General features: G+C 42.8%; 21 protein-coding genes and 1 tRNA gene. 20 read left to right on the forward strand and 2 right to left on the reverse strand.

Features of this window, described 5'->3' with window-relative positions; translation table 11 throughout:
• The first annotated feature begins 41 nt into the window (after positions 1–41).
• Positions 42–1082 carry an HD-GYP domain-containing protein gene (locus tag ACW6PM_RS06850; RefSeq protein ID WP_456056656.1) on the forward strand — a complete coding sequence of 347 codons (1041 nt, stop codon included), beginning with the start codon at positions 42–44 and terminating at the stop codon, positions 1080–1082.
• Positions 1083–1162: 80 nt separating this feature from the next.
• On the forward strand, positions 1163–1942 hold the full coding sequence (gene sigG, locus ACW6PM_RS06855; RefSeq protein WP_330021569.1) for an RNA polymerase sporulation sigma factor SigG: 780 nt from the start codon (positions 1163–1165) through the stop codon (positions 1940–1942).
• Positions 1943–1964: 22 nt separating this feature from the next.
• Here the strand turns inward: sigG and ACW6PM_RS06860 are convergent, their stop codons facing one another.
• Positions 1965–2507 carry an ECF transporter S component gene (locus ACW6PM_RS06860; RefSeq protein WP_308650034.1) on the reverse strand — a complete coding sequence of 181 codons (543 nt, stop codon included), beginning with the start codon at positions 2505–2507 and terminating at the stop codon, positions 1965–1967.
• 191 nt (positions 2508–2698) lie between these two features.
• On the opposite strand from ACW6PM_RS06860, the gene argS reads away from it, so the two are divergent.
• The 15 genes from argS to ACW6PM_RS06935 all read left to right on the forward strand — a co-directional run bounded on the left by argS (position 2699) and on the right by ACW6PM_RS06935 (position 16403).
• Positions 2699–4492, forward strand: coding sequence for an arginine--tRNA ligase (argS, locus tag ACW6PM_RS06865; RefSeq protein ID WP_456056657.1), 1794 nt, complete (start codon positions 2699–2701; stop codon positions 4490–4492).
• A gap of 118 nt (positions 4493–4610) precedes the next feature.
• The gene (locus ACW6PM_RS06870; RefSeq protein WP_456056658.1) at positions 4611–5552 is read left to right on the forward strand and encodes a stage III sporulation protein AA; all 942 of its coding nucleotides are present in this window, start codon (positions 4611–4613) and stop codon (positions 5550–5552) included.
• A complete protein-coding gene (locus ACW6PM_RS06875; protein WP_456056709.1) occupies positions 5455–5967 on the forward strand; it encodes a hypothetical protein in 513 nt (170 codons plus the stop codon). Before ACW6PM_RS06870 ends, ACW6PM_RS06875 begins: the two co-directional genes overlap by 98 nt.
• A gap of 66 nt (positions 5968–6033) precedes the next feature.
• Positions 6034–6228, forward strand: coding sequence for a stage III sporulation protein AC (gene spoIIIAC, locus ACW6PM_RS06880; RefSeq protein WP_117714939.1), 195 nt, complete (start codon positions 6034–6036; stop codon positions 6226–6228).
• A 1-nt stretch (position 6229) separates the two neighbouring features.
• On the forward strand, positions 6230–6607 hold the full coding sequence (gene spoIIIAD, locus ACW6PM_RS06885; protein ID WP_443594960.1) for a stage III sporulation protein AD: 378 nt from the start codon (positions 6230–6232) through the stop codon (positions 6605–6607).
• Positions 6604–7752 carry a stage III sporulation protein AE gene (locus tag ACW6PM_RS06890; RefSeq protein WP_456056659.1) on the forward strand — a complete coding sequence of 383 codons (1149 nt, stop codon included), beginning with the start codon at positions 6604–6606 and terminating at the stop codon, positions 7750–7752. Before spoIIIAD ends, ACW6PM_RS06890 begins: the two co-directional genes overlap by 4 nt.
• Positions 7753–7758: 6 nt before the next feature.
• Complete coding sequence (locus ACW6PM_RS06895) at positions 7759–8010, forward strand: stage III sporulation protein AF (protein WP_456056660.1); 252 nt, start codon at positions 7759–7761, stop codon at positions 8008–8010.
• Positions 7991–8500: a stage III sporulation protein AG gene (locus ACW6PM_RS06900; RefSeq protein WP_456056661.1), complete on the forward strand. Its 510-nt coding sequence runs from the start codon at positions 7991–7993 to the stop codon at positions 8498–8500. Before ACW6PM_RS06895 ends, ACW6PM_RS06900 begins: the two co-directional genes overlap by 20 nt.
• A 2-nt stretch (positions 8501–8502) precedes the next feature.
• On the forward strand, positions 8503–9129 hold the full coding sequence (locus ACW6PM_RS06905) for a SpoIIIAH-like family protein (RefSeq protein ID WP_456056662.1): 627 nt from the start codon (positions 8503–8505) through the stop codon (positions 9127–9129).
• A gap of 78 nt (positions 9130–9207) precedes the next feature.
• Entirely contained in the window at positions 9208–10800 is a 1593-nt protein-coding gene (locus tag ACW6PM_RS06910) for a peptide chain release factor 3 (protein WP_022292823.1), read from the forward strand.
• A 250-nt stretch (positions 10801–11050) separates the two neighbouring features.
• Positions 11051–12103, forward strand: coding sequence for a recombinase RecA (recA, locus tag ACW6PM_RS06915; RefSeq protein ID WP_456056663.1), 1053 nt, complete (start codon positions 11051–11053; stop codon positions 12101–12103).
• A gap of 19 nt (positions 12104–12122) precedes the next feature.
• Positions 12123–12731, forward strand: a complete 609-nt coding sequence (locus ACW6PM_RS06920; protein WP_456056664.1) for a regulatory protein RecX — start codon at positions 12123–12125, stop codon at positions 12729–12731.
• An 82-nt stretch (positions 12732–12813) separates the two neighbouring features.
• Positions 12814–14361 (forward strand): ribonuclease Y, encoded by a 1548-nt coding sequence (gene rny, locus ACW6PM_RS06925; protein ID WP_308650023.1) that lies wholly within the window; start codon positions 12814–12816, stop codon positions 14359–14361.
• Positions 14362–14597: 236 nt separating this feature from the next.
• Complete coding sequence (locus ACW6PM_RS06930; protein ID WP_117685816.1) at positions 14598–15815, forward strand: iron-containing alcohol dehydrogenase; 1218 nt, start codon at positions 14598–14600, stop codon at positions 15813–15815.
• Between the two features lie 48 nt (positions 15816–15863).
• Positions 15864–16403 carry an NUDIX domain-containing protein gene (locus ACW6PM_RS06935; RefSeq protein WP_456056665.1) on the forward strand — a complete coding sequence of 180 codons (540 nt, stop codon included), beginning with the start codon at positions 15864–15866 and terminating at the stop codon, positions 16401–16403.
• Positions 16404–16482: 79 nt separating this feature from the next.
• On the opposite strand, the gene ACW6PM_RS06940 is transcribed toward ACW6PM_RS06935, so the two are convergent.
• On the reverse strand, positions 16483–17514 hold the full coding sequence (locus ACW6PM_RS06940; protein ID WP_308499600.1) for a 3-deoxy-7-phosphoheptulonate synthase: 1032 nt from the start codon (positions 17512–17514) through the stop codon (positions 16483–16485).
• Between the two features lie 287 nt (positions 17515–17801).
• On the opposite strand from ACW6PM_RS06940, the gene ACW6PM_RS06945 reads away from it, so the two are divergent.
• The 3 genes from ACW6PM_RS06945 (at position 17802) to rluF (ending at position 20038) form a co-directional block, all read left to right on the forward strand.
• Positions 17802–17874 (forward strand) — tRNA-Arg (locus ACW6PM_RS06945).
• Positions 17875–17913: 39 nt separating this feature from the next.
• The gene (locus ACW6PM_RS06950; protein ID WP_456056666.1) at positions 17914–19110 is read left to right on the forward strand and encodes a hypothetical protein; all 1197 of its coding nucleotides are present in this window, start codon (positions 17914–17916) and stop codon (positions 19108–19110) included.
• A 139-nt stretch (positions 19111–19249) separates the two neighbouring features.
• On the forward strand, positions 19250–20038 hold the full coding sequence (gene rluF, locus ACW6PM_RS06955; RefSeq protein WP_456056667.1) for a 23S rRNA pseudouridine(2604) synthase RluF: 789 nt from the start codon (positions 19250–19252) through the stop codon (positions 20036–20038).
• Positions 20039–20040: the final 2 nt, after the last annotated feature.

Consider the following 20040-nt stretch of genomic DNA (forward strand, 5'->3'; position numbering starts at 1 on the left):
CAGTTAAGTGAGAAGATAAGTGACAAGAGGAAACAGGTATTATGAGAGAACTAAAGGTTAATGAGCTAAAAGAGGGAATGTTTACTGCTATAGATGTTTTTTCTCCAAAAGGACAGCTTATCCTTAAAAGACATCAGGCTGTATCGGCATTTGATATAGCAAAGTTTGGATTTTACAATATAGATTCGATTTTTGTTGAGGGAAGCTCAGAGCAGAAAAAGGAAGAATGGAATAAAAAATATGCCCTGATTAGGGAAGAATATCGTGACTCCATCGATAACCTGCATGAATATATGAATGATATACTATACAGGAATATCATCCCTGATAAGAATACGATCATCAGGGATTCGGTAGAGATTTTTGACAGGTTTGAGACCTCATATGAGCTTTTTGAGGCACTTCAGGTATTAAAGCAGACAGATGTATCTACGATGGCGCATTCCATGAATGTATCAATCATTGCACGTCTCATTGGTGTATGGGCAGGGCTTGATACTGAAAAACTGGATGAGATTTCCATGGCAGGCTTATTACACGACATAGGCAAGTTCAAGATACCCGATGAGATATTATTGAAGCCGGGAAAGCTCACAAAGGATGAGTTTGAGGTGATAAAGAAGCATACGATATATGGCTATGAGATACTTAAGAATTTCAAGATTCTTGAAAGCACAAAGCGTGCGGCGCTTTTACATCATGAAAAGTTTGACGGCTCAGGATATCCGTTTGGATATGAAGCTGATAAAATCGACGATATATCAGCTATTATTACGATAGCCGATGTCTATGATGCAATGACCTCAAAGCGCTGTTACCGTGACGGAATGTGTCCGTTTGATGTGATAGCAGATTTTGAGTATGATGGCATATCAAAGTATCATCCGAAGTATATAGGGATGTTTTTAAAGAAGATTGCAAGCTCATATATCGGAAGTAATGTGCTGTTGACAAACGGTAAAAAGGCTAAAATAATTTTTGTGACGCAGAAGTATTCAAGGCCTACGGTTACATTACTTGATGACAACAGTGTGCTGGCACTGAAGGATGAAAAGGACATAAATATTGCGGCAGTGTTGTAGAATAATACGCGCAGATTAATTGAATAAAATTACTGTAAATGGGAATGCTTTAGATAAAGAAATTTATCCGGAGGATTCCCATGTCTGTATATAAGGTTGATATATGTGGTGTGACTACATCAAAACTGCCGGTACTTAAGGATGACGAAAAAGAAGAACTGTTTGAGAAAATAAAAAAGGGGGATAAGGCTGCAAGAGAAAAGTACATTCGTGGAAATTTAAGGCTCGTGCTCTCGGTAATAAGAAGGTTTTCAAACCATAATGAAAATATGGATGATTTATTTCAGATAGGCTGCATCGGGCTTATGAAATCAATTGATAATTTTGATCCGACTATAGGTGTTAAGTTTTCCACCTATGCTGTGCCGATGATTATCGGTGAAGTGAGGCGCTATCTGCGTGACAACAGTGCGTACCGCATTCCGCGTTCTCTGAGGGATACGGCATATCAGGCTATTAAATCAAAGGAAAAGCTATCCAGAAAGCTGGTGCATGAGCCATCATTGGCAGAAATATCAAAGGATTGCGGCATTCCCGAAAACGATATACTATACGCACTTGATGCAATCCAGACACCGCTTTCACTCTTTGATCCTGTATATACTGACGGTGGTGATACACTTTATGTGATGGATCAGATATCGGACAAGAAAAACAAAGAGGAAGCATGGGTGAAAAATCTGGTTCTCGACGATGCATTAAATCTGCTTGATGACAGAGCGAGACAGATAATAAAGCTGCGATTTTTCGAGGGCAAGACACAGATAGAGGTGGCAGAGGAGATAAATATCTCTCAGGCACAGGTATCAAGGCTTGAGAAAAATGCGCTTAAAAATATGCACGGATATCTGGTATCTTAAATGTCTCTTTTAGATTAACTATCTAGTCGGTCTGTGCTAAAGAAGTTTTTTTAAGCACAGCTGCAATTATGACTGCGTATACACCTCCGATAACAGCGGTGATAAGCTGAGTCACTGAAAACTGAAGCTGTAAAACCGGCAGCATTTTGTGCATCGGAGCAGGCAGAAATGCCGGGAGAATGATAAGAGCAATGGCTATACCCATGAAAACGGCTTTTAGTACGGCTCCTATAGCAATTGATACAGGAAAACCGGCAGCTTTGCCGCATTTTTTGCGAAGCAGTCCCACACAGACCACGAGAATGATATTTCCTATCATGATACATGGAAACATCGCAGGGATAGCTGCCATAACAGGGCTTCCTGTGATGAAAAATGATGTGACAGGTGTGATAATGCTTAGGATAATGCCACATGCCATTCCGGCATAGAGCACGGTAAGTATTAAAGCTGCATTGATGACCGGCCCTGTGATGTATACGCTTAAGTTCTTAAAGAACTGGCTGACAAGACAGATTGCAAGCATAATTGCAGTAACAGTTATTTGTTTGGTTTTTATCTTCATTGATAAGACCTCCTTTAATTTTTCATATGCAAGCATACTCCTTTAGGGGTGTAAATGCAAGTTTACGTTACATCTTATCTGTTTAATCCGCAGGCAAAAATGACGGTTGATGTTGAAAGCAATTCATTTGTGTGCTAATATAAGTATATTCGCTGTTTGACGCAAAACAGCTATATATCAGGAGGAATACAATGAAAAAACTGATTAATTTGATATCAGAGGAAGTGACAAAGGCTTTCGTCAGTGCAGGATATGATGAGAAGTACGGAAAGGTTACACTTTCAAACAGACCGGACCTTTGTGAGTTCCAGTGCAACGGAGCAATGGCAGCAGCAAAAGAATATAAGTGTGCACCATTTATAATCTCAGACAAGGTAGCAGCGCTCCTTGAGTCAGATGAGATGTTTGAGTCGGTAGAATCAGTAAAGCCGGGATTTCTTAATATCAAAATGGATACCGCTTTTCTGGCAAAATATATGAACGAGATGAAGGCTGATGAGGGCAGATACGGCTTGGAGAAAGCCAAAAAGCCACTCACTATAGTAGTGGATTACGGCGGACCAAACGTGGCAAAGCCTCTTCATGTAGGTCATCTTCGCTCAGCAGTAATCGGAGAGAGCGTAAAGCGTATCGCAAAGTTCATGGGACACAATGTGATTGGTGATGTACATCTTGGTGACTGGGGACTTCAGATGGGGCTTATCATTACAGAGCTTCGAGAGAGAAAGCCTGACCTGGTTTATTTTGATGAGAGCTATACAGGAGAGTACCCGAAGGAGGCACCGTTTACCATATCAGAGCTTGAGGACATCTATCCGACAGCCAGCGGCAAGTCAAAAGAAGATGAGAGCTTCAAGGAAGCAGCACTTCTTGCCACAAAGGAGCTTCAGGGAGGCAGGAGAGGTTATCAGGCACTGCTTTCACACATCATGAATGTCTCTGTAACAGACCTTAAGAGAAATTATGAGAATCTGAACGTTCATTTTGAGCTGTGGAAGGGCGAGTCGGATGCACAGCCATACGTACCTGAGATGGTTGAAATGATGAAGGAAAAGGGCTTTGCACATATGAGTGAGGGCGCTTTGGTTGTAGATGTGAAGGAAGACACAGATACAAAGGAGATTCCGCCATGTATCATCCTAAAGTCTGACGGAGCTTCACTTTACAGCACTACAGACCTCGCAACACTTGTTATGCGTATGAAGGAGAACAATCCTGACCGTGTGATTTATCTGGCAGACGCACGTCAGTCAATGCACTTTATTCAGGTATTCCGCTGCGCAAGAAAGACAGGCATCGTACCTGACACAACAGAGCTTGTACATATCGGCTTTGGAACCATGAACGGCAAGGACGGCAAGCCTTTCAAGACAAGAGACGGCGGAGTAATGCGTCTTGAGTACCTCCTCAAGGAAATTGACGATGAGATGCTCAATAAGATTAAGGAAAACCAGAAGGAAAAAGAGAATCTCAACATAGACGAGGCAGAGGCCAAGCAGACAGCCAAAACTGTAGCGCTTGCAGCAGTCAAGTATGGTGATCTGTCTAATCAGGCGAGCAAGGATTATGTCTTTGATATCGACAGATTCACATCCTTCGAGGGCAACACAGGACCATACATCCTTTACACCATCGTGCGTATCAAGTCGATCCTTTCAAAGTATGAGGCAAAGGGTGGCGACATCAGTGCACTGAAGGATGCAATCATGCCGGCAGTCAATGCAGGACAGAAGAATCTCATGCTCTCTCTGGCAAAGTTCAATGCTACAATTGAGAGCGCATACGAGGAGTCTGCACCGCACAAGATATGTGCATACATCTACGAGCTTGCCAATGCATTCAATGGCTTCTACCATGACACAAAGATTCTTTCCGAGGAGAATGAGGAGCTTAAGAAGTCATATATTTCACTTCTCGTGCTCACAAAGGAGATACTTGAGGCTTGCATCGATATGCTTGGATTCTCAGCTCCTGACAGGATGTAGAAAATATTAATTTTTACGTTCTAAAACAATTGGACATGTAATATAAATAGGACATAGATGATTTAACAGAATCGTCTGTGTCCTTTTTTTATTTGAAGCTACGATAAGGGGTGAAAATATGGATATAATTGATTACCTGCCACAAAAGATGAGAGCTGAGGCAGAAGAGTACATGCCGCGTGGTCTGGAGGAAATCAGAGTGCGCGTGGGAAAGCCGGTGCAGTATAGGTTTGCGGGAGGCTATAGAACAGGAGTGAATATCTTACAAAGCGATATAGAGGAGATGATAAATTATCTGAGCGGATATTCAATCCATGCGATAGCGCCGCAGCTTGCCGCAGGCTATTTTACGGTGGAAGGAGGTCATCGTGTGGGAATTGCGGGACAGATGGGCTGCGATGGAGGAAAGGTTACAGCAGTCAGTGAGATAGCATCCTTAAATATCAGAATTGCCCATCAGATAAAGGGTGTTGCAATGCCGCTGATGCCTTATATCAGGGATGAAAACAGCATTTACAATACATTGGTTGTATCGCGTCCGGGAGAAGGGAAAACAACATTTTTAAGAGACTGCATCAGGATACTTTCAGACGGCTGTGACGGAAAAAATGCTCTTAAGGTGTCGGTGGTGGATGAGCGCTCGGAGATAGCGGCGTGCTACAGGGGAGTGGCTCAAAACGATGTTGGAAAATCCAGTGATGTGCTGGACAACTGTCCGAAATCACTTGGCATGAGGATGCTTTTGCGCTCTATGTCCCCGGATGTGATTGCGGTGGATGAGCTGGGTGGCGAAAGTGATATCGAGGCACTAAATCAGCTTGTGAGCTGTGGAATAAGGATACTTGGCAGCGTACATGGCACCAATGCAGAGGATCTGCGAAGAAAAATGCTGCCACATGCAATAGAACGGTTTGTGTTTATAGACCATGACGAAAAAGGGGTGAGACGCTATAGCATTTATGATGAAGCTTACAGGCTTTTGTATAGTACTGTTTGCGGTATCGGGGCTGATAAACGATTACAGCAAAAGAAAAAAGGCAGATATAGCGATGCTGTATGATTTCATGCTTTTGCTTGAAAAGGGGGCATTTTATCTGGCAGGAGAAAGAATGAAGGCACCACAGTTTTTTAGCAGCATAAGAGGAAAGAGCGAGGTGTTTAATGAGGGCTGCAAAAGAATGGGAGAGGTACTTTCAAACAGAAGCTGTAGAAGCGGAGAGGAGGGCTGGAGGGCTGTGTGGGAGGATGTGCTTTGCGGCAGGATATCGGATGAGAAGGTGAAGAAAATGATAGTTGAAATGGGAGGCGCATTCTTTGAAAAAAATGCAGCCGCAATGGAACAGCGGCTTAAGGAATGTGCTTTGGACATACATAAACAGATAGATTTTTACAGGAAGGAGTATATTGAAAAAATGAAGGTGATTTGTCCGGTGGGGATTTTGGGAGGGATTATGATATCAATCATGCTTATATAAAAATGCTCGTATAAAAAGTGGTAATCAGATTAGACATACTGTTGTATGAGATGAAAGGACTTGATGATGGAGATTTCGATTATTTTTAAGATAGCAGCACTTGGAATAGTGATTACAGTGCTTGGACAGGTCTTAAAACACAGCGGAAGGGAGGAAATGACTTTCCTGCTTAGTCTGGCCGGACTTGTGATTGTATTGTTCTGGATTGTGCCATATATAAGTGAGCTGTTTAAGACAATGCAGGATATGTTTTCTTTGTAATATGTTGAAGATTGGGATAATAGGAATTGCGGCGGTGTTTTTTGCGGTGCTTTTAAAGCGTGACAGACCTGAGCTGTCCATGCTTCTTTCAGTGGCCTGCGGTACGATAATTTTTGCTTTTGCATTGGAGCGGCTTGGCGCAACAATTGAGTTTTTTAAAGGGCTTCTTTCAAAGCTTCCTGTGGATTCGGCATTTTTTGTCACTATGATAAAGATGCTTGGGATTGCATATATTGCGGAGTTTTCATCCTCAATCTGTAAGGACTGCGGTCATAGCGCGATTGCATCGCAGATAGAGCTTTTTGCAAAGGTGGCGATTGTTGTGATGTCAATTCCTGTAATGTCGTGTCTGATAGAGCTGATTGGAGAGCTGCTTTGATTTATAAAAAATATATTTTGATAATAGTCATGTTGGCTGTGATATTTTTGCCGCAGGATTTTGTGTATGCGTCGGACGCCGAAATTACAGATACAATTGAGCAGCAGATGCTTGAAAAAATAGATATGTCCGACGTGGAAAAATATTCAAAGGATTATCTGCCGGAGCGACTATCGTTTTCGGATATTGTGGATGCTTTTTTAGATAAAGACCAAAAGGCAGGCGAAAAAATCTGTGAGTATATTTACGAGCTGTTCTTTTACGAGATAGCGGCAGTGAAGCCTGTTGTTATAAATGTGCTGTGCTACACGATACTTTTTATGGTGTTTTCAAGGCTTATTTTCTGGCGGCAGGATTATGTATACAATGTAAGCTTCCTGTTCATGTATGCATCGGTTATATCGATGCTTATGGCATCATTTTTCGTGCTGTCTGACGTAGCAAAGCGCTGTATTGATGTGCTTTTGACCTATCTTACAGCTTTAGTTCCGGCATATGCGACAGTGCTTCTTGCGTCCGGAAAAGGCTTTTCGGCATCAGGCTTTTACATGCTTGCATTTGTACTTATTTATGTGGTGGAGTGGCTCATAAAGCTGGTGCTTATTCCGGGAATCCATCTGTTTCTGGTGCTTGAGGTGCTCAATCATGTATCAAGTGAAAAGAAGCTTGAAAAGCTTGCAGAGTTTATTGAAGCAGCAATCACAAAAATAATGAAGGCATCCATAAAGATAGTGGCAGGAATAGGCATAGTCCAGGCAATGATTGCTCCCGCAAAGGACAAGATATCGGAAAGTCTTATCTTAAAAAGCTTTCAGGCGATACCCGGTGTGGGGAGGCTTGGGCAGGGCGCAGGCGAAATCCTGCTTGGCTGTGCGATGCTCATAAAAAACAGCGTTGGGATGGCGGCAATTATCGTGCTCTTTTTCATAGTACTGACACCGCTTGTAAAAACGCTAGTTTTTTCTTTGATGTACAGACTGCTTTCTGCGGCACTGCAGCCGGTTTCTGACAACAGGATTGTGGAGGGGATAGAAGCTGTTGCGAGGGCAGGAAATCTGTATTATATCGTGATAAGGGATGCATCTATATTGTTTTTTATAGTGATTGCGATAGTATGTGCATCCACAAGCTTTATTGGAGGTTGATAAGGAATGAAGGGTTATCTGTATCTGGCACTTTTTTTCATGGTAATGACATATCTTTCGCCAAAGGAGCAGTACAGGAGGTATTTTAGGTTTATGCTTGGGGTATTTTTGGCGCTCATTATCCTAAAGCCTCTTGCGGCAGGGTATGAATATGACTTGAGATTTGCTGAGCTTACAAAGAAAATAGAGGGGATTTCATATGAATATGACGCGGATGCAACAGATTTGTTCACGGCTTTTGAAGCTGAAGAAAACTGACTATATCGTGATTTTACTCGTTGGAGTGCTGCTTCTTATTGTAGTGCTTCCGGTAAAAGAGGATAAAAAGACCGGTAGTGATTCACAAAATAAGGCTAAAGCTAAGTCAGTAAGTGAAAGCACCTCCGATGATGAAGAATATGAGAAGCTGCTTGAAAAAAACCTTGAGAGTATTCTTGAAAGGATGGACGGGGTGGGAGAGGTGTCTGTGATGATTACGCTGTCAGACGACGGCACGAGGATAGTGGATAAGGATACTAAGGAGACCACGGAGAGCGTTGAAAAGACAACTGTCATATACGATGATGAGGATGCAAGCGTACCCTATGTCACAAGCACGGACAAACCGACTGTTTCCGGAGTGCTTGTGGTAGCGCAGGGAGGAGGAAGCCCGCAGATAAACAACGATATTTCTAATGCGGTTTCTGCATTATTTGATGTGCCCATGCATAAAATAAAAATAGCAAAAATGATATCCAGGGAGGAATAAAAGTGAAGAAAGGCAGCCATAAAAATCAGATAATTATTACGACACTTGCACTTCTTTTGGCAGTGGTCGGATACATAAGCTACGATAACAGGGATACCTTTATGAATGCAAGGGATGTGCTTTCCACCGAAATCGAAGCTGTAAATGGTAAGGCGGGGACAAAGGAGCCGGATGAAGGCGGGGATACACAGGTATCGGATGAGGTGGCACTTGAGACAGACTCGACAGAGGAGATATTAAATGCCGGTGAGACAGTGCTGACAAGTGCATCAACAGAGAGTGAGGAGTGTGTGGCACAGGTGAAGCTGGGACGCGAGCAGGTGCGCTCAAAGAACAAGGAGGCCCTGCAGAAGATTATTGATGATGCAGGAGTATCGGAGGAAGAGAAGAAGAGCGCGGTCGATGCCATGGTGAAGCTGACAGAAAACGCACAGATGGAGGAGGATGCCCAGATGATGCTGGAGGCAAAGGGCTTTAAGAATGCGGTGGTAAGTCTCAGTGACGACTGCTGTGATGTGATTGTTGGAAAGGAGGATGTGACTGATGAAAAGAGGGCTCAGATAGAGGACATTATCAAGCGCAAAACCAATATAGGGGCATCAAATATCGTCATATCTACGATGGACTGATACATAAATTTTTAGTATCTTGAAATAGAAACCGTTTTAAGCTATACTATACTCTGATTTTGTTTGGAGGAAATATCAGTGGATAACTTAAGACAGGAAATAGAAAAAAGAAGAACATTTGCAATAATTTCCCATCCGGATGCAGGAAAGACTACTCTGACAGAGAAGTTTCTTTTGTACGGAGGGGCAATAAACCAGGCCGGCTCAGTAAAGGGAAAGGCTACGGCAAAGCATGCTGTTTCGGACTGGATGGAGATAGAAAAGCAGAGAGGTATTTCGGTTACTTCATCTGTGTTACAGTTTAATTATGACGGATATTGCATCAATATCCTTGATACACCGGGACACCAGGATTTCTCAGAGGACACATACCGTACACTCATGGCAGCCGATTCGGCCGTCATGGTAATTGATGCGAGCAAGGGTGTTGAGGCACAGACCAGAAAGCTTTTTAAGGTCTGTGTCATGAGACATATCCCGATTTTTACATTCATAAACAAGATGGACCGTGATGCCAACGATACGTTTGAGCTTCTCGATGACATCGAAAAAGAGCTTGGTATCGCGACATGTCCTATCAACTGGCCGATAGGCTCGGGAAAGCAGTTTAAGGGTGTGTATGACAGAAACAGTAAAGAGGTCATGACCTTTGCTGACACCCTAAAGGGCACAAAAGAGGGCTCGGAGAAGATCATCCATATAGATGATCCGGCTCTTTCCGATGAAATCGGAGAGGAATTTAAAAGCCAGCTCATGGATGAGATTGAGCTGTTGGATGGCGCCAGTGCTGATTTTGACATGGAGCTTGTAACAAAGGGAGAGCTTTCACCTGTATTTTTCGGCTCGGCTCTCACAAACTTTGGTGTTGAGACATTTTTACAGCATTTCCTTAAGATGACATATGCACCGACAGCCAGACAATCCGATATCGGAATGATTGATCCGTTTTCAGAGGATTTTTCTGCATTTGTATTCAAGATTCAGGCCAATATGAACAAGAACCACAGGGACAGAATAGCATTTATGCGAATCTGCTCAGGACAGTTTACGGCCGGCATGGAGGTATATCATGTGCAGGGCGGCAAGAGCTTAAAGCTTTCACAGCCGCAGCAGATGATGGCGGATGAGAGAAAAATAGTGGACAAGGCATATGCGGGAGACATCATAGGTGTGTTTGATCCGGGAGTATACTCCATCGGAGATACACTCACAACAGCAAAGGATAAATTTGAGTTTGAGGGCATCCCGACATTTGCACCTGAGCATTTTGCGAGGGTATCGCTTGTGGATTCCATGAAGAGAAAGCAGTTTGTAAAGGGTGTCACACAGATAGCGCAGGAGGGTGCTATCCAGATGTTCCAGGAGTACAAGGGCGGCATGGAAGAAATCATAGTCGGCGTGGTCGGCGTGCTTCAGTTTGACGTGCTTAAATTCAGACTGGAAAATGAGTACAATGTGCAGATCAGACTTGAGAATCTGCCATATGAGCATATCAGATGGATTGAGAACAAGGATGAGGTCAATGTAGATACAATCAACGGAACGAGCGATATGAAGAAGGTTGTCGACATGAAGGGCAATCCGCTTCTTCTGTTTATAAATGAGTGGAGTATCGGCATGACTCTTGATAGAAATGACGGACTTGTGCTTACAGAGTTTGGAAGAAACTAGGTAAGGATTTCAAGGTTGAATTTGGACTTGACGTTAGTAAGAGATTATGTGTATAATGAGGACAGTTGTGAAAGCAACTGTCTTTTTAATTATGTTTATTTGTATATTTTTGAGTATTTTATTTATAGCTGTTTTTAATGGCAGCTATTTGATTCTGTAATTATTCCAATTTATTAGTTGACAATTGAATAGAAGTGTATTATTATAATAACAGAACGAACGTTTGTTCGCGAGAGAATAGGAGATTATTATGGCAAAGGAAGATAAATTAAAAGCATTAGACGCTGCCATCGCGCAGATTGAGAAACAGTACGGAAAGGGCTCTGTCATGAAGCTTGGCGACAATTCAGCCAATATGAATGTGGAGACAGTACCTACAGGCTCATTAAGCCTTGATATTGCATTAGGACTCGGAGGCCTTCCAAAGGGCAGGATTGTTGAGGTGTACGGACCTGAGTCATCAGGTAAGACAACGGTTGCACTCCACTGTGTGGCAGAGGTGCAGAAGCGTGGCGGTATCGCGGGCTTTATTGATGCGGAGCATGCTCTTGATCCTGTATATGCCAGAAATATAGGTGTTGATATTGACAATCTCTATATTTCACAGCCTGACTGCGGTGAGCAGGCACTTGAGATAACAGAGACAATGGTGCGTTCGGGCGCTGTGGATATCGTGGTTGTCGATTCGGTTGCGGCACTCGTACCAAAGGCCGAGATTGACGGAGATATGGGTGATTCCCATGTGGGTCTTCAGGCAAGGCTTATGAGCCAGGCACTCCGTAAGCTCACGGCAGTTATCAGCAAGTCAAATTGTATCGTTATTTTCATCAATCAGCTTCGTGAGAAGGTAGGTGTGATGTTTGGAAATCCTGAGACTACCACAGGTGGAAGGGCATTAAAGTTCTATTCATCAGTACGTCTTGATGTCAGAAGAACCGAGTCGCTCAAGCAGGCCGGTGAGATAGTTGGTAACCATGTCCGTGTAAAGGTTGTCAAGAATAAAATAGCTCCACCTTTCAAAGAGGCAGAGTTTGATATCATGTTTGGTCAGGGTATCTCAAGAGAGGGCGATGTGCTCGATCTTGCAGTCAATGCAGGCATTGTCAATAAATCAGGTGCATGGTACGCATACGAGGGCGATAAGATAGGCCAGGGTCGTGAGAATGCAAAGACTTATCTCCATGAGAATCCGGCATTTTTTGATATGCTTGAGGCAAAGGTCAGGGACTTTTACTTTACACAGCCGGAGGATGAGGAGACTGCAGTACAGGAAGATTCTGAAAAGGCTGAATCAGAAGAGTAATAAGTGAGCAGGATTATATATGATAGAAATTACCGGATATGAGAATATTGGTAAGGGTAAATACCGCACGACCTTTGATAATGGTACGACATGTGTGTTGTACCGTACAGAGGCCGTGCGGTCCTCTATTATGGAGGGCGCCTTTATCAGTGAAGAGGATTATGAAAAGCTGATAAATGAGGTGGTAGGAAAGAGAGCCAAAAAGAGAGCACTGCATCTGCTTGAGCAGATGGACAGGAGTGAAAGAAAGCTCAGGGAAAAACTCGCACAGGGCGGATATCCGGATTGCTGTGTGGATGCAGCGATAGAGTATGTGAAGAGCTTTCATTATCTTGATGATTACAGATTTGCCGCCACATATGTCAGATATCATCAGGACAGCTTAAGCCGCAGGCAGCTTGAGCAGAAGCTTATGACAAAGGGCATAGGCAGAGATGATATCAATTGTGCCATAGAGAGTGAATATACCGCTGAGGAAGAGAAGCATATAGTAAAGCTTCTTGAAAAGAAACACTATGATCCTGATAACTGTGATGAAAAGGAGTTTCGCAGGATATACCAGTTTCTAATGAGAAGGGGCTTTAAGAGCAGTCAGATTCTTTCAGCAATGAGGTCACAATTACCTTGACAATTTGCACCAAAAAGTATAGAATTTAATTGTTGTAATTTGTGAAATACAATGAAAATTTAATAAAGGAGGTGCTCCTGTAATGCTACCGTATATCATTACTGCTGTAGTTTCTATTGTTATTACTGCATTGGTTGTATGGTTTGCAGCCGCTTCATACCAGAAGAAATCTGCTAATTCCAAGATAGGAAATGCTGAGGAGAAGGCAAGAGGAATCATTGATGAGGCTGTAAAGACTGCGGAGGAAAAGAAGCGCGAGTCTATGCTTGAGATCAAGGAAGAGTCGATTAAGGCTAAGAATGATCTGGATAAGGAAATCAAAGAGCGTAGAAACGAGATTTCCCGTAATGAGCGTCGTATCGTTCAGAAGGAAGAGAATGTCGACAAGAAGCTCGAAGCTATCGAGAAGCGTGAAGCCGGATTTGCAGTTAAGGAAGAGGAACTCAAGAAGCAGAAGATTGAAATATCAAAGCTTAACGAGCAGCGTTTACAGGAACTTGAAAGAATCTCTGGATTAACCTCCGAGCAAGCTAAAGAATATCTCTTAAAGACCATTGAAGAAGATGTAAAACTTGATACTGCAAAAATGATTAAGGAAATGGAAAACAAAGCAAAGGAAGAGGCAAACCGTAAGGCTAAGGATTACGTGGTTACAGCTATTCAGAAATGTGCAGCAGACCATGTATCTGAGACTACTATTTCAGTAGTATCACTTCCAAATGATGAGATGAAGGGACGTATCATAGGAAGAGAGGGACGTAATATCCGTACTCTCGAGACTATGACAGGAGTAGATCTGATTATAGATGACACACCTGAGGCAGTCATTTTGTCAAGCTTTGATCCAATCAGAAGAGAAGTTGCAAGAATAGCTCTTGAGAAGCTTATTGTTGACGGAAGAATCCATCCGGCCCGCATAGAGGAGATGGTAGAGAAGGCTCAAAAAGAAGTCGACAATATGATTCGTGAAGAGGGTGAGGCTGCCACACTTGAGGTGGGCATACACGGTATTCACCCAGAGCTTGTGCGTCTTCTTGGAAAGATGAAGTTTAGAACAAGCTACGGTCAGAATGCGTTAAAGCATTCTATCGAGGTTGCACAGCTTACCGGCTTACTGGCTGCTGAAATCGGCGAGGATGTCAGAATGGCAAAGCGTGCAGGCTTATTACATGATATAGGTAAGGCAGTAGATCACGAGATGGAGGGTTCACACATCCAGCTCGGTGCCGAATTATGTAAGAAATACAAGGAGTCACCACTTGTGATTAATGCAGTAGAATCACATCACGGTGATGTTGAACCGGAGTCACTTATTGCATGCCTTGTGCAGGCTGCTGATACAATCAGTGCGGCACGTCCGGGTGCAAGAAGAGAGACTTTGGAGACATATTCAAATCGTCTTCAGCAGTTAGAAGACATTACAAATGGTTATAAAGGGGTAGAGAAATCTTTTGCTATTCAGGCAGGTAGAGAGATTCGTATTATGGTAGTTCCTGAGCAGGTCAGCGATGCCGACATGGTTATCATGGCCAGAGATATATCTAAGCAGATTGAGTCTGAGTTAGAGTATCCGGGTCAGATAAAGGTTAATGTAATACGTGAGTCACGTATAGTGGATTACGCAAAGTAGAGCATTAGTGTATTGTCGGTTTGACATAATAACATGTACATTTGAAAAGGCTTCGTATGAAGCCTTTTCTTTTTGCTATATTCACAAAAAGTGATAATAGTACGTGACAAAATTGGTAAAATGTTATAAAATAATAAATGTAATATTTAGTAACTATTCAGTGTTGATGGCTGCGATATTTATAAATATTACAAGGGAGAAACTATATAATAAAATATCATATGGAGGGTTTTACAATGCAGAGATTTACATTACCAAGAGATTTATATCATGGAAAGGGTGCACTTGAGGCATTAAAGAGCTTTGAGGGAAAGAAAGCTATTATCTGTGTGGGCGGAGGCTCAATGAAGAGATTTGGCTTTTTAGACAAGGCCGAGGCTTATTTGAAGGAAGCCGGCATGGAGGTAAGGCTTTTTGAGGGAATCGAGCCTGATCCGTCAGTTGAGACAGTCATGAAGGGTGCTGCTGCCATGGAAGAGTTTGAGCCGGACTGGATTGTAGCTATCGGTGGAGGCTCACCTATAGATGCAGCTAAGGCTATGTGGATTAAGTACGAGTATCCGGATATCACATTTGAGGACATGTGCAAGGTATTTGGTATTCCAAAGCTTAGAAAGAAAGCACATTTCTGTGCTATTTCATCTACATCGGGTACAGCAACAGAGGTTACTGCTTTCTCAATCATCACAGATTATGAGAAGGGTATCAAGTATCCAATCGCAGACTTTGAGATTACACCTGACGTTGCAATCGTAGATCCTGAGCTTGCAGAGACAATGCCACAGAAGCTTGTTGCACACACCGGAATGGATGCTATGACACATGCTATCGAGGCATATGTATCCACAGCCAACAGCGATTTTACAGATCCGCTTGCACTTCATGCAATAGAGATGATACAGCATGACCTGATTGATTCATACAATGGCGATATGGCAAAGAGAGATGCAATGCACAATGCACAGTGTCTGGCAGGAATGGCATTCTCCAATGCACTCCTTGGAATAGTTCATTCCATGGCACATAAGACAGGCGCAGCGTTTGCAGATTACGGCGCACATATCATTCACGGAGCAGCCAATGCAATGTATCTGCCAAAGGTTATTGCTTTCAATGCAAAGGATGAGACAGCAAAGGAGCGCTACGGAGCAATAGCTGATTTCATGAAGCTGGGTGGAGAGACACTTGACGAGAAGGTTGAGCTTCTTATCAAATACTTACGCGGCATGAATGATGACCTGAATATACCACACTGCATCAAGAATTACGGAGCAGACAGTTATCCGACAGAGCAGGGCTTTGTACCGGAGGAGGTATTCCTTGAGAGACTTCCTGAGATTGCAGCAAATGCTATCCTTGATGCTTGTACAGGCTCAAATCCACGCCAGCCAAGCCAGGAGGAGATGGAGAAGCTTCTCAAGTGCTGCTATTATGACACAGAGGTTGATTTCTAATCAAAACAGCGGCTCTGAATTTTAATTATTTAGAAGGTAAACAGGAAAATGATTGATGAAATGAAACGGCAAAAAAGAGAGCTTGTATATAAGGGCTCAATACTCGATATATACAAGGATACAATGCAATTTGCAAATGGCAAGACAGAGGAGTGGGATTTTGTCTCACACAGAAAGGGAGCTGCGGCAGTGCTTCCGGTACTCGATGACGGCAGGATAGTCATGGTACGCCAGTACAGAAATGCCCTCGAGAGAGAGACAATAGAGATTCCGGCCGGCTGCAGGGATTTTGTGGGAGAAGACACAAGGCTGTGTGCAGAAAGAGAGCTGAAGGAGGAGACAGGCTACAGTTCTGATGATATCTCGTTTTTACTTTCACTTCGCACAACAGTAGCGTTTTGCAATGAGGAAGTAGATGTCTATCTTGCCAAAAACCTGAAAAAGGGCAAACAGCACCTCGATGATGCCGAGTCAATCGATGTAGAAATATACACCCTAAAGGAGCTGTGCGACATGATTTATGCAGGGAAAATCCAGGATTCCAAAACAGTCAGTGCAGTTCTTGCCTATAGTAATATGATTAAATAAATAGACAAATAATTCAAGCCACAGGATATTTATTCCTGTGGCTTGTGTTTTGCAAAATAATGTGCTTATAATCCGCGGCTTAAGAATTCATTTCTGCAATATCGTAGATAAGCTTCTTTGAATCCTCCCATCCAAGACATGGATCGGTGATGGATTTTCCGTAGACGTGCTCGCCGATTTTCTGGCTGCCTTCCTCAATATAGCTCTCAATCATGAGACCTTTGACCAGTGATTTGATATCAGAAGAAAGCTGTCTGTTGTGCATGACTTCTTTGGCGATACGAATCTGCTCCTTGAACTGTTTTCCGGAGTTGGAATGGTTGGTATCGATGATACAAGCCTGGTTGACAAGATCCATCTTGTTGTACATTTCGTGCAGACGGATTAAGTCCTCGTAATGGTAGTTTGTTGTAGTGTTGCCATGCTTGCTGACTGCACCTCTTAAAACAACGTGTGTGAGAGGATTTCCTGATGTCTCAACCTCATAGCCTCTGTAAACGAAATGATGTGGGTGCTGTGCTGCGTAAACAGAATTGAGCATGACAGAAAAATCACCACTTGTAGGGTTCTTCATGCCGCTTGCCACATCAAAGCCGCTGACGGTGAGACGATGCTGCTGATCCTCAACAGAACGGGCACCGATTGCGACATATGAGAGGAGATCCTCAACATAGCCCCAGTTCTCAGGGTAAAGCATCTCATCTGCACAGGTGAGTCCGCTCTCTGCGATAGCACGGATGTGCATCTTTCTCATGGCAATGAGACCCTCAACCATGTCGGGAGCCTTCTCCGGATCAGGCTGTGAGGCAATTCCCTTGTAGCCCTCGCCGGTTGTTCTTGGCTTATTTGTATATACACGTGGGATGATGATTACGCGGTCCTTTACATCCTCCTGAATCTTTGTAAGGCGGCTGACATAGTCACAGACGGAATCCTCGTTGTCGGCTGAACATGGTCCGATAATGACAAGAAATCTGTCATCCTTTCCGCAAATGACATCTGAAATCATTGCATCACGCTTGGCTTTGAGCTCGGTAAGCTCCTTTGACAGAGGATATTCTTCCTTAATCTGTGCAGGAGTTGGAAGCTGGTTTAAAAATGTGAAACTCATAATACTGCTCCTTATGTAAATAGTAATTTTATTAATTATAATGGTATATTATAATGGCATATTGGGAAAAATTTCCAATATATATATTGCCCGAATAGTTAAATAATAAGATAAATGAAATATATTGTCAAATTTTTATCAATTATAGTAACATGCATAAAAAGTTATAATAAGGAAAAGGACATTTATGGAAAATAAGCTGTAATAAAAACTAAAAGGCTTTAATAAGTAAAAAGTAACATTGAAAAAAAGTAAAAGATGTGATATAAATAGTTGGTAACTTTTTTGTGACCGTAGTTTAATGGATAAAATTCCGGACTCCGACTCCGGCGAGTGCGCGTTCGATTCGCGTCGGTCACATACTTTGATTTTAATATGTTGGGTTAATGGAGGAATCACATGAAGGACTTTTTTAACAAGGAAACATTGGATAATATAAAGCAGTTTTGCACAGAAAATAAAAAATACGTTGGAGTAGCAGCAATACTTATAGGGCTTATACTGATACTTATAGTGGTTGTTGCGGGAGGACATAATGACAGACACTCTGATACAGAGTCAGGCTCCCAGGAAGAGATTTCGGTAAAGGACTTTGAGTTTGAGAAGGATTATACAAATGACGCAAAGGATGATATCAGCACTCTGCTTGCTGATTACTACAAGGCATACGTAGGCGATGATCTCGATACACTTGATAAGCTTGCGACACCTATGAGCGACAACGAGAAGAGCTATATCGGTGTAGTCAGCCAGTATTATGAATCAGTTAATGATATCACACCTTATACAAAGAATGGATTAAAGAAGGGCTCATACTTTGTGTCTGTCAAAAACAGCATAAAGTTTACAGGAGTTGATACACAGGCGCCTACACTTGACTTCTTTTATATAGAGACAGGCAAGGACGGAAAGCTCTTCATAAACAATGTATACAGCAATTTCAACAGAACATACTGTGAGAATGCACTCGATGACGATATTATGGAGCTTATTTCTAAGTATACTGCTTCATCTGAGTTTGCAGACCTGCATGAGGATGTGCAGAAGGCATATGAGCAGGCGGTCAGTTCTGACGCCAACCTAAAGAATATGCTTGAGACAACACTCACAGGTGCCATAAAGCAGTGGTATACATCGTCAGGCATTGCCAATTTAAAGAAGTCTGATACAGATACACAGACCACAGAGGCTGATACGCAGCAGGCCGAAGATGCATCAGAAAGCGGTGATCAGCAGACTACGGATGCAAATGCCGGACAGAATGCAGACCAGCAGACTACGGATGCAAACGCAGGACAGAATGCAGACCAGCAGACTACAGATGCAAATGCCGGACAGACCACAGATCAAAATGCTGCAAATCAGCAGCCGGCAGAGCAGCCACAGGCACCGGCTGAGTATCAGGTGGTGACAAAGGATGTTGTAAAGGTGCGTGATGGTGCAAGCACAGATGCCAAGGAGCTTGGTCTCTTAAAGGAGCAGGTAACACTTACAGCATACGGCACAGAGGGAGACTGGACTATAGTAGCATACAGTGCCGGAACAAATGGCAGAGCATATATCAAGACGGAAAATCTCCAGACAGTAGGACAGTAAAAGCAATACAAAGTAACAGATGTGCATAAAATCATAAAAGCAACACGGAGGCTTACAGGTCTCCGTGTTTTAATCTACATGGCATATGGCTGCCTGGTTTATGCATATCGGATAAAGAAATCTAAAAAGAGGATATGGTATGGAAGAAAATGGTGTAAGAATAAATAAATTCCTCAGTGAGGCAGGTGTGTGCTCAAGGCGTGAGGCAGACAGGCAGATAGAGGCAGGTAAAGTAGAAATAGACGGCGTGACAGCAAAGACAGGCGACAGAGTTCTAAATGGACAGACTGTCACATATAATGGACAGGTAGTATCAAAGGAAGAAGAGATGATACTGATTGCCTTGAATAAACCGGCCGGCATAGTCTGTACAGCGGAAAAAAGAGAAAAAAACAACGTGATAGATTATCTTAATTACCCAAAGCGTATTTATCCTATTGGCAGGCTGGATAAGGATTCGGAGGGACTTTTACTTCTGACAAACAACGGAGAGATAGTAAACAAGATGATGCGCTCCGGCAACAGACACGAGAAGGAGTATATCGTCACGGTAAACAAAACAATATCTGACAGCTTCATCAGAGGACTCGCAGGAGGCGTACCGCTTGTAGAGCTTGGTGTGACAACCAGAAAGTGCCATGTGAAAAAGCTGTCTTCAAAGCAGTTTAAGATTATTTTGACACAGGGCTACAACAGGCAGATAAGACGAATGTGTGAATACTTTGGCTACCGTGTGGTCAAGCTCGAAAGAGTGAGAATCATGAATATTGAGCTCGGCGACCTGCCAAGAGGAAAGTACAGGGAAGTAACACCACTTGAATATAAGGGGTTAAAAAGACTTATTGCGGATTCATCGAATCAGCCGGTTATGCCTGATGCGAATAAGAAGCATTCTGATAAGAAATATCCGGATAGAAGAGCAAAGTAAAG

Source organism: Agathobacter sp. (assembly GCF_977054825.1).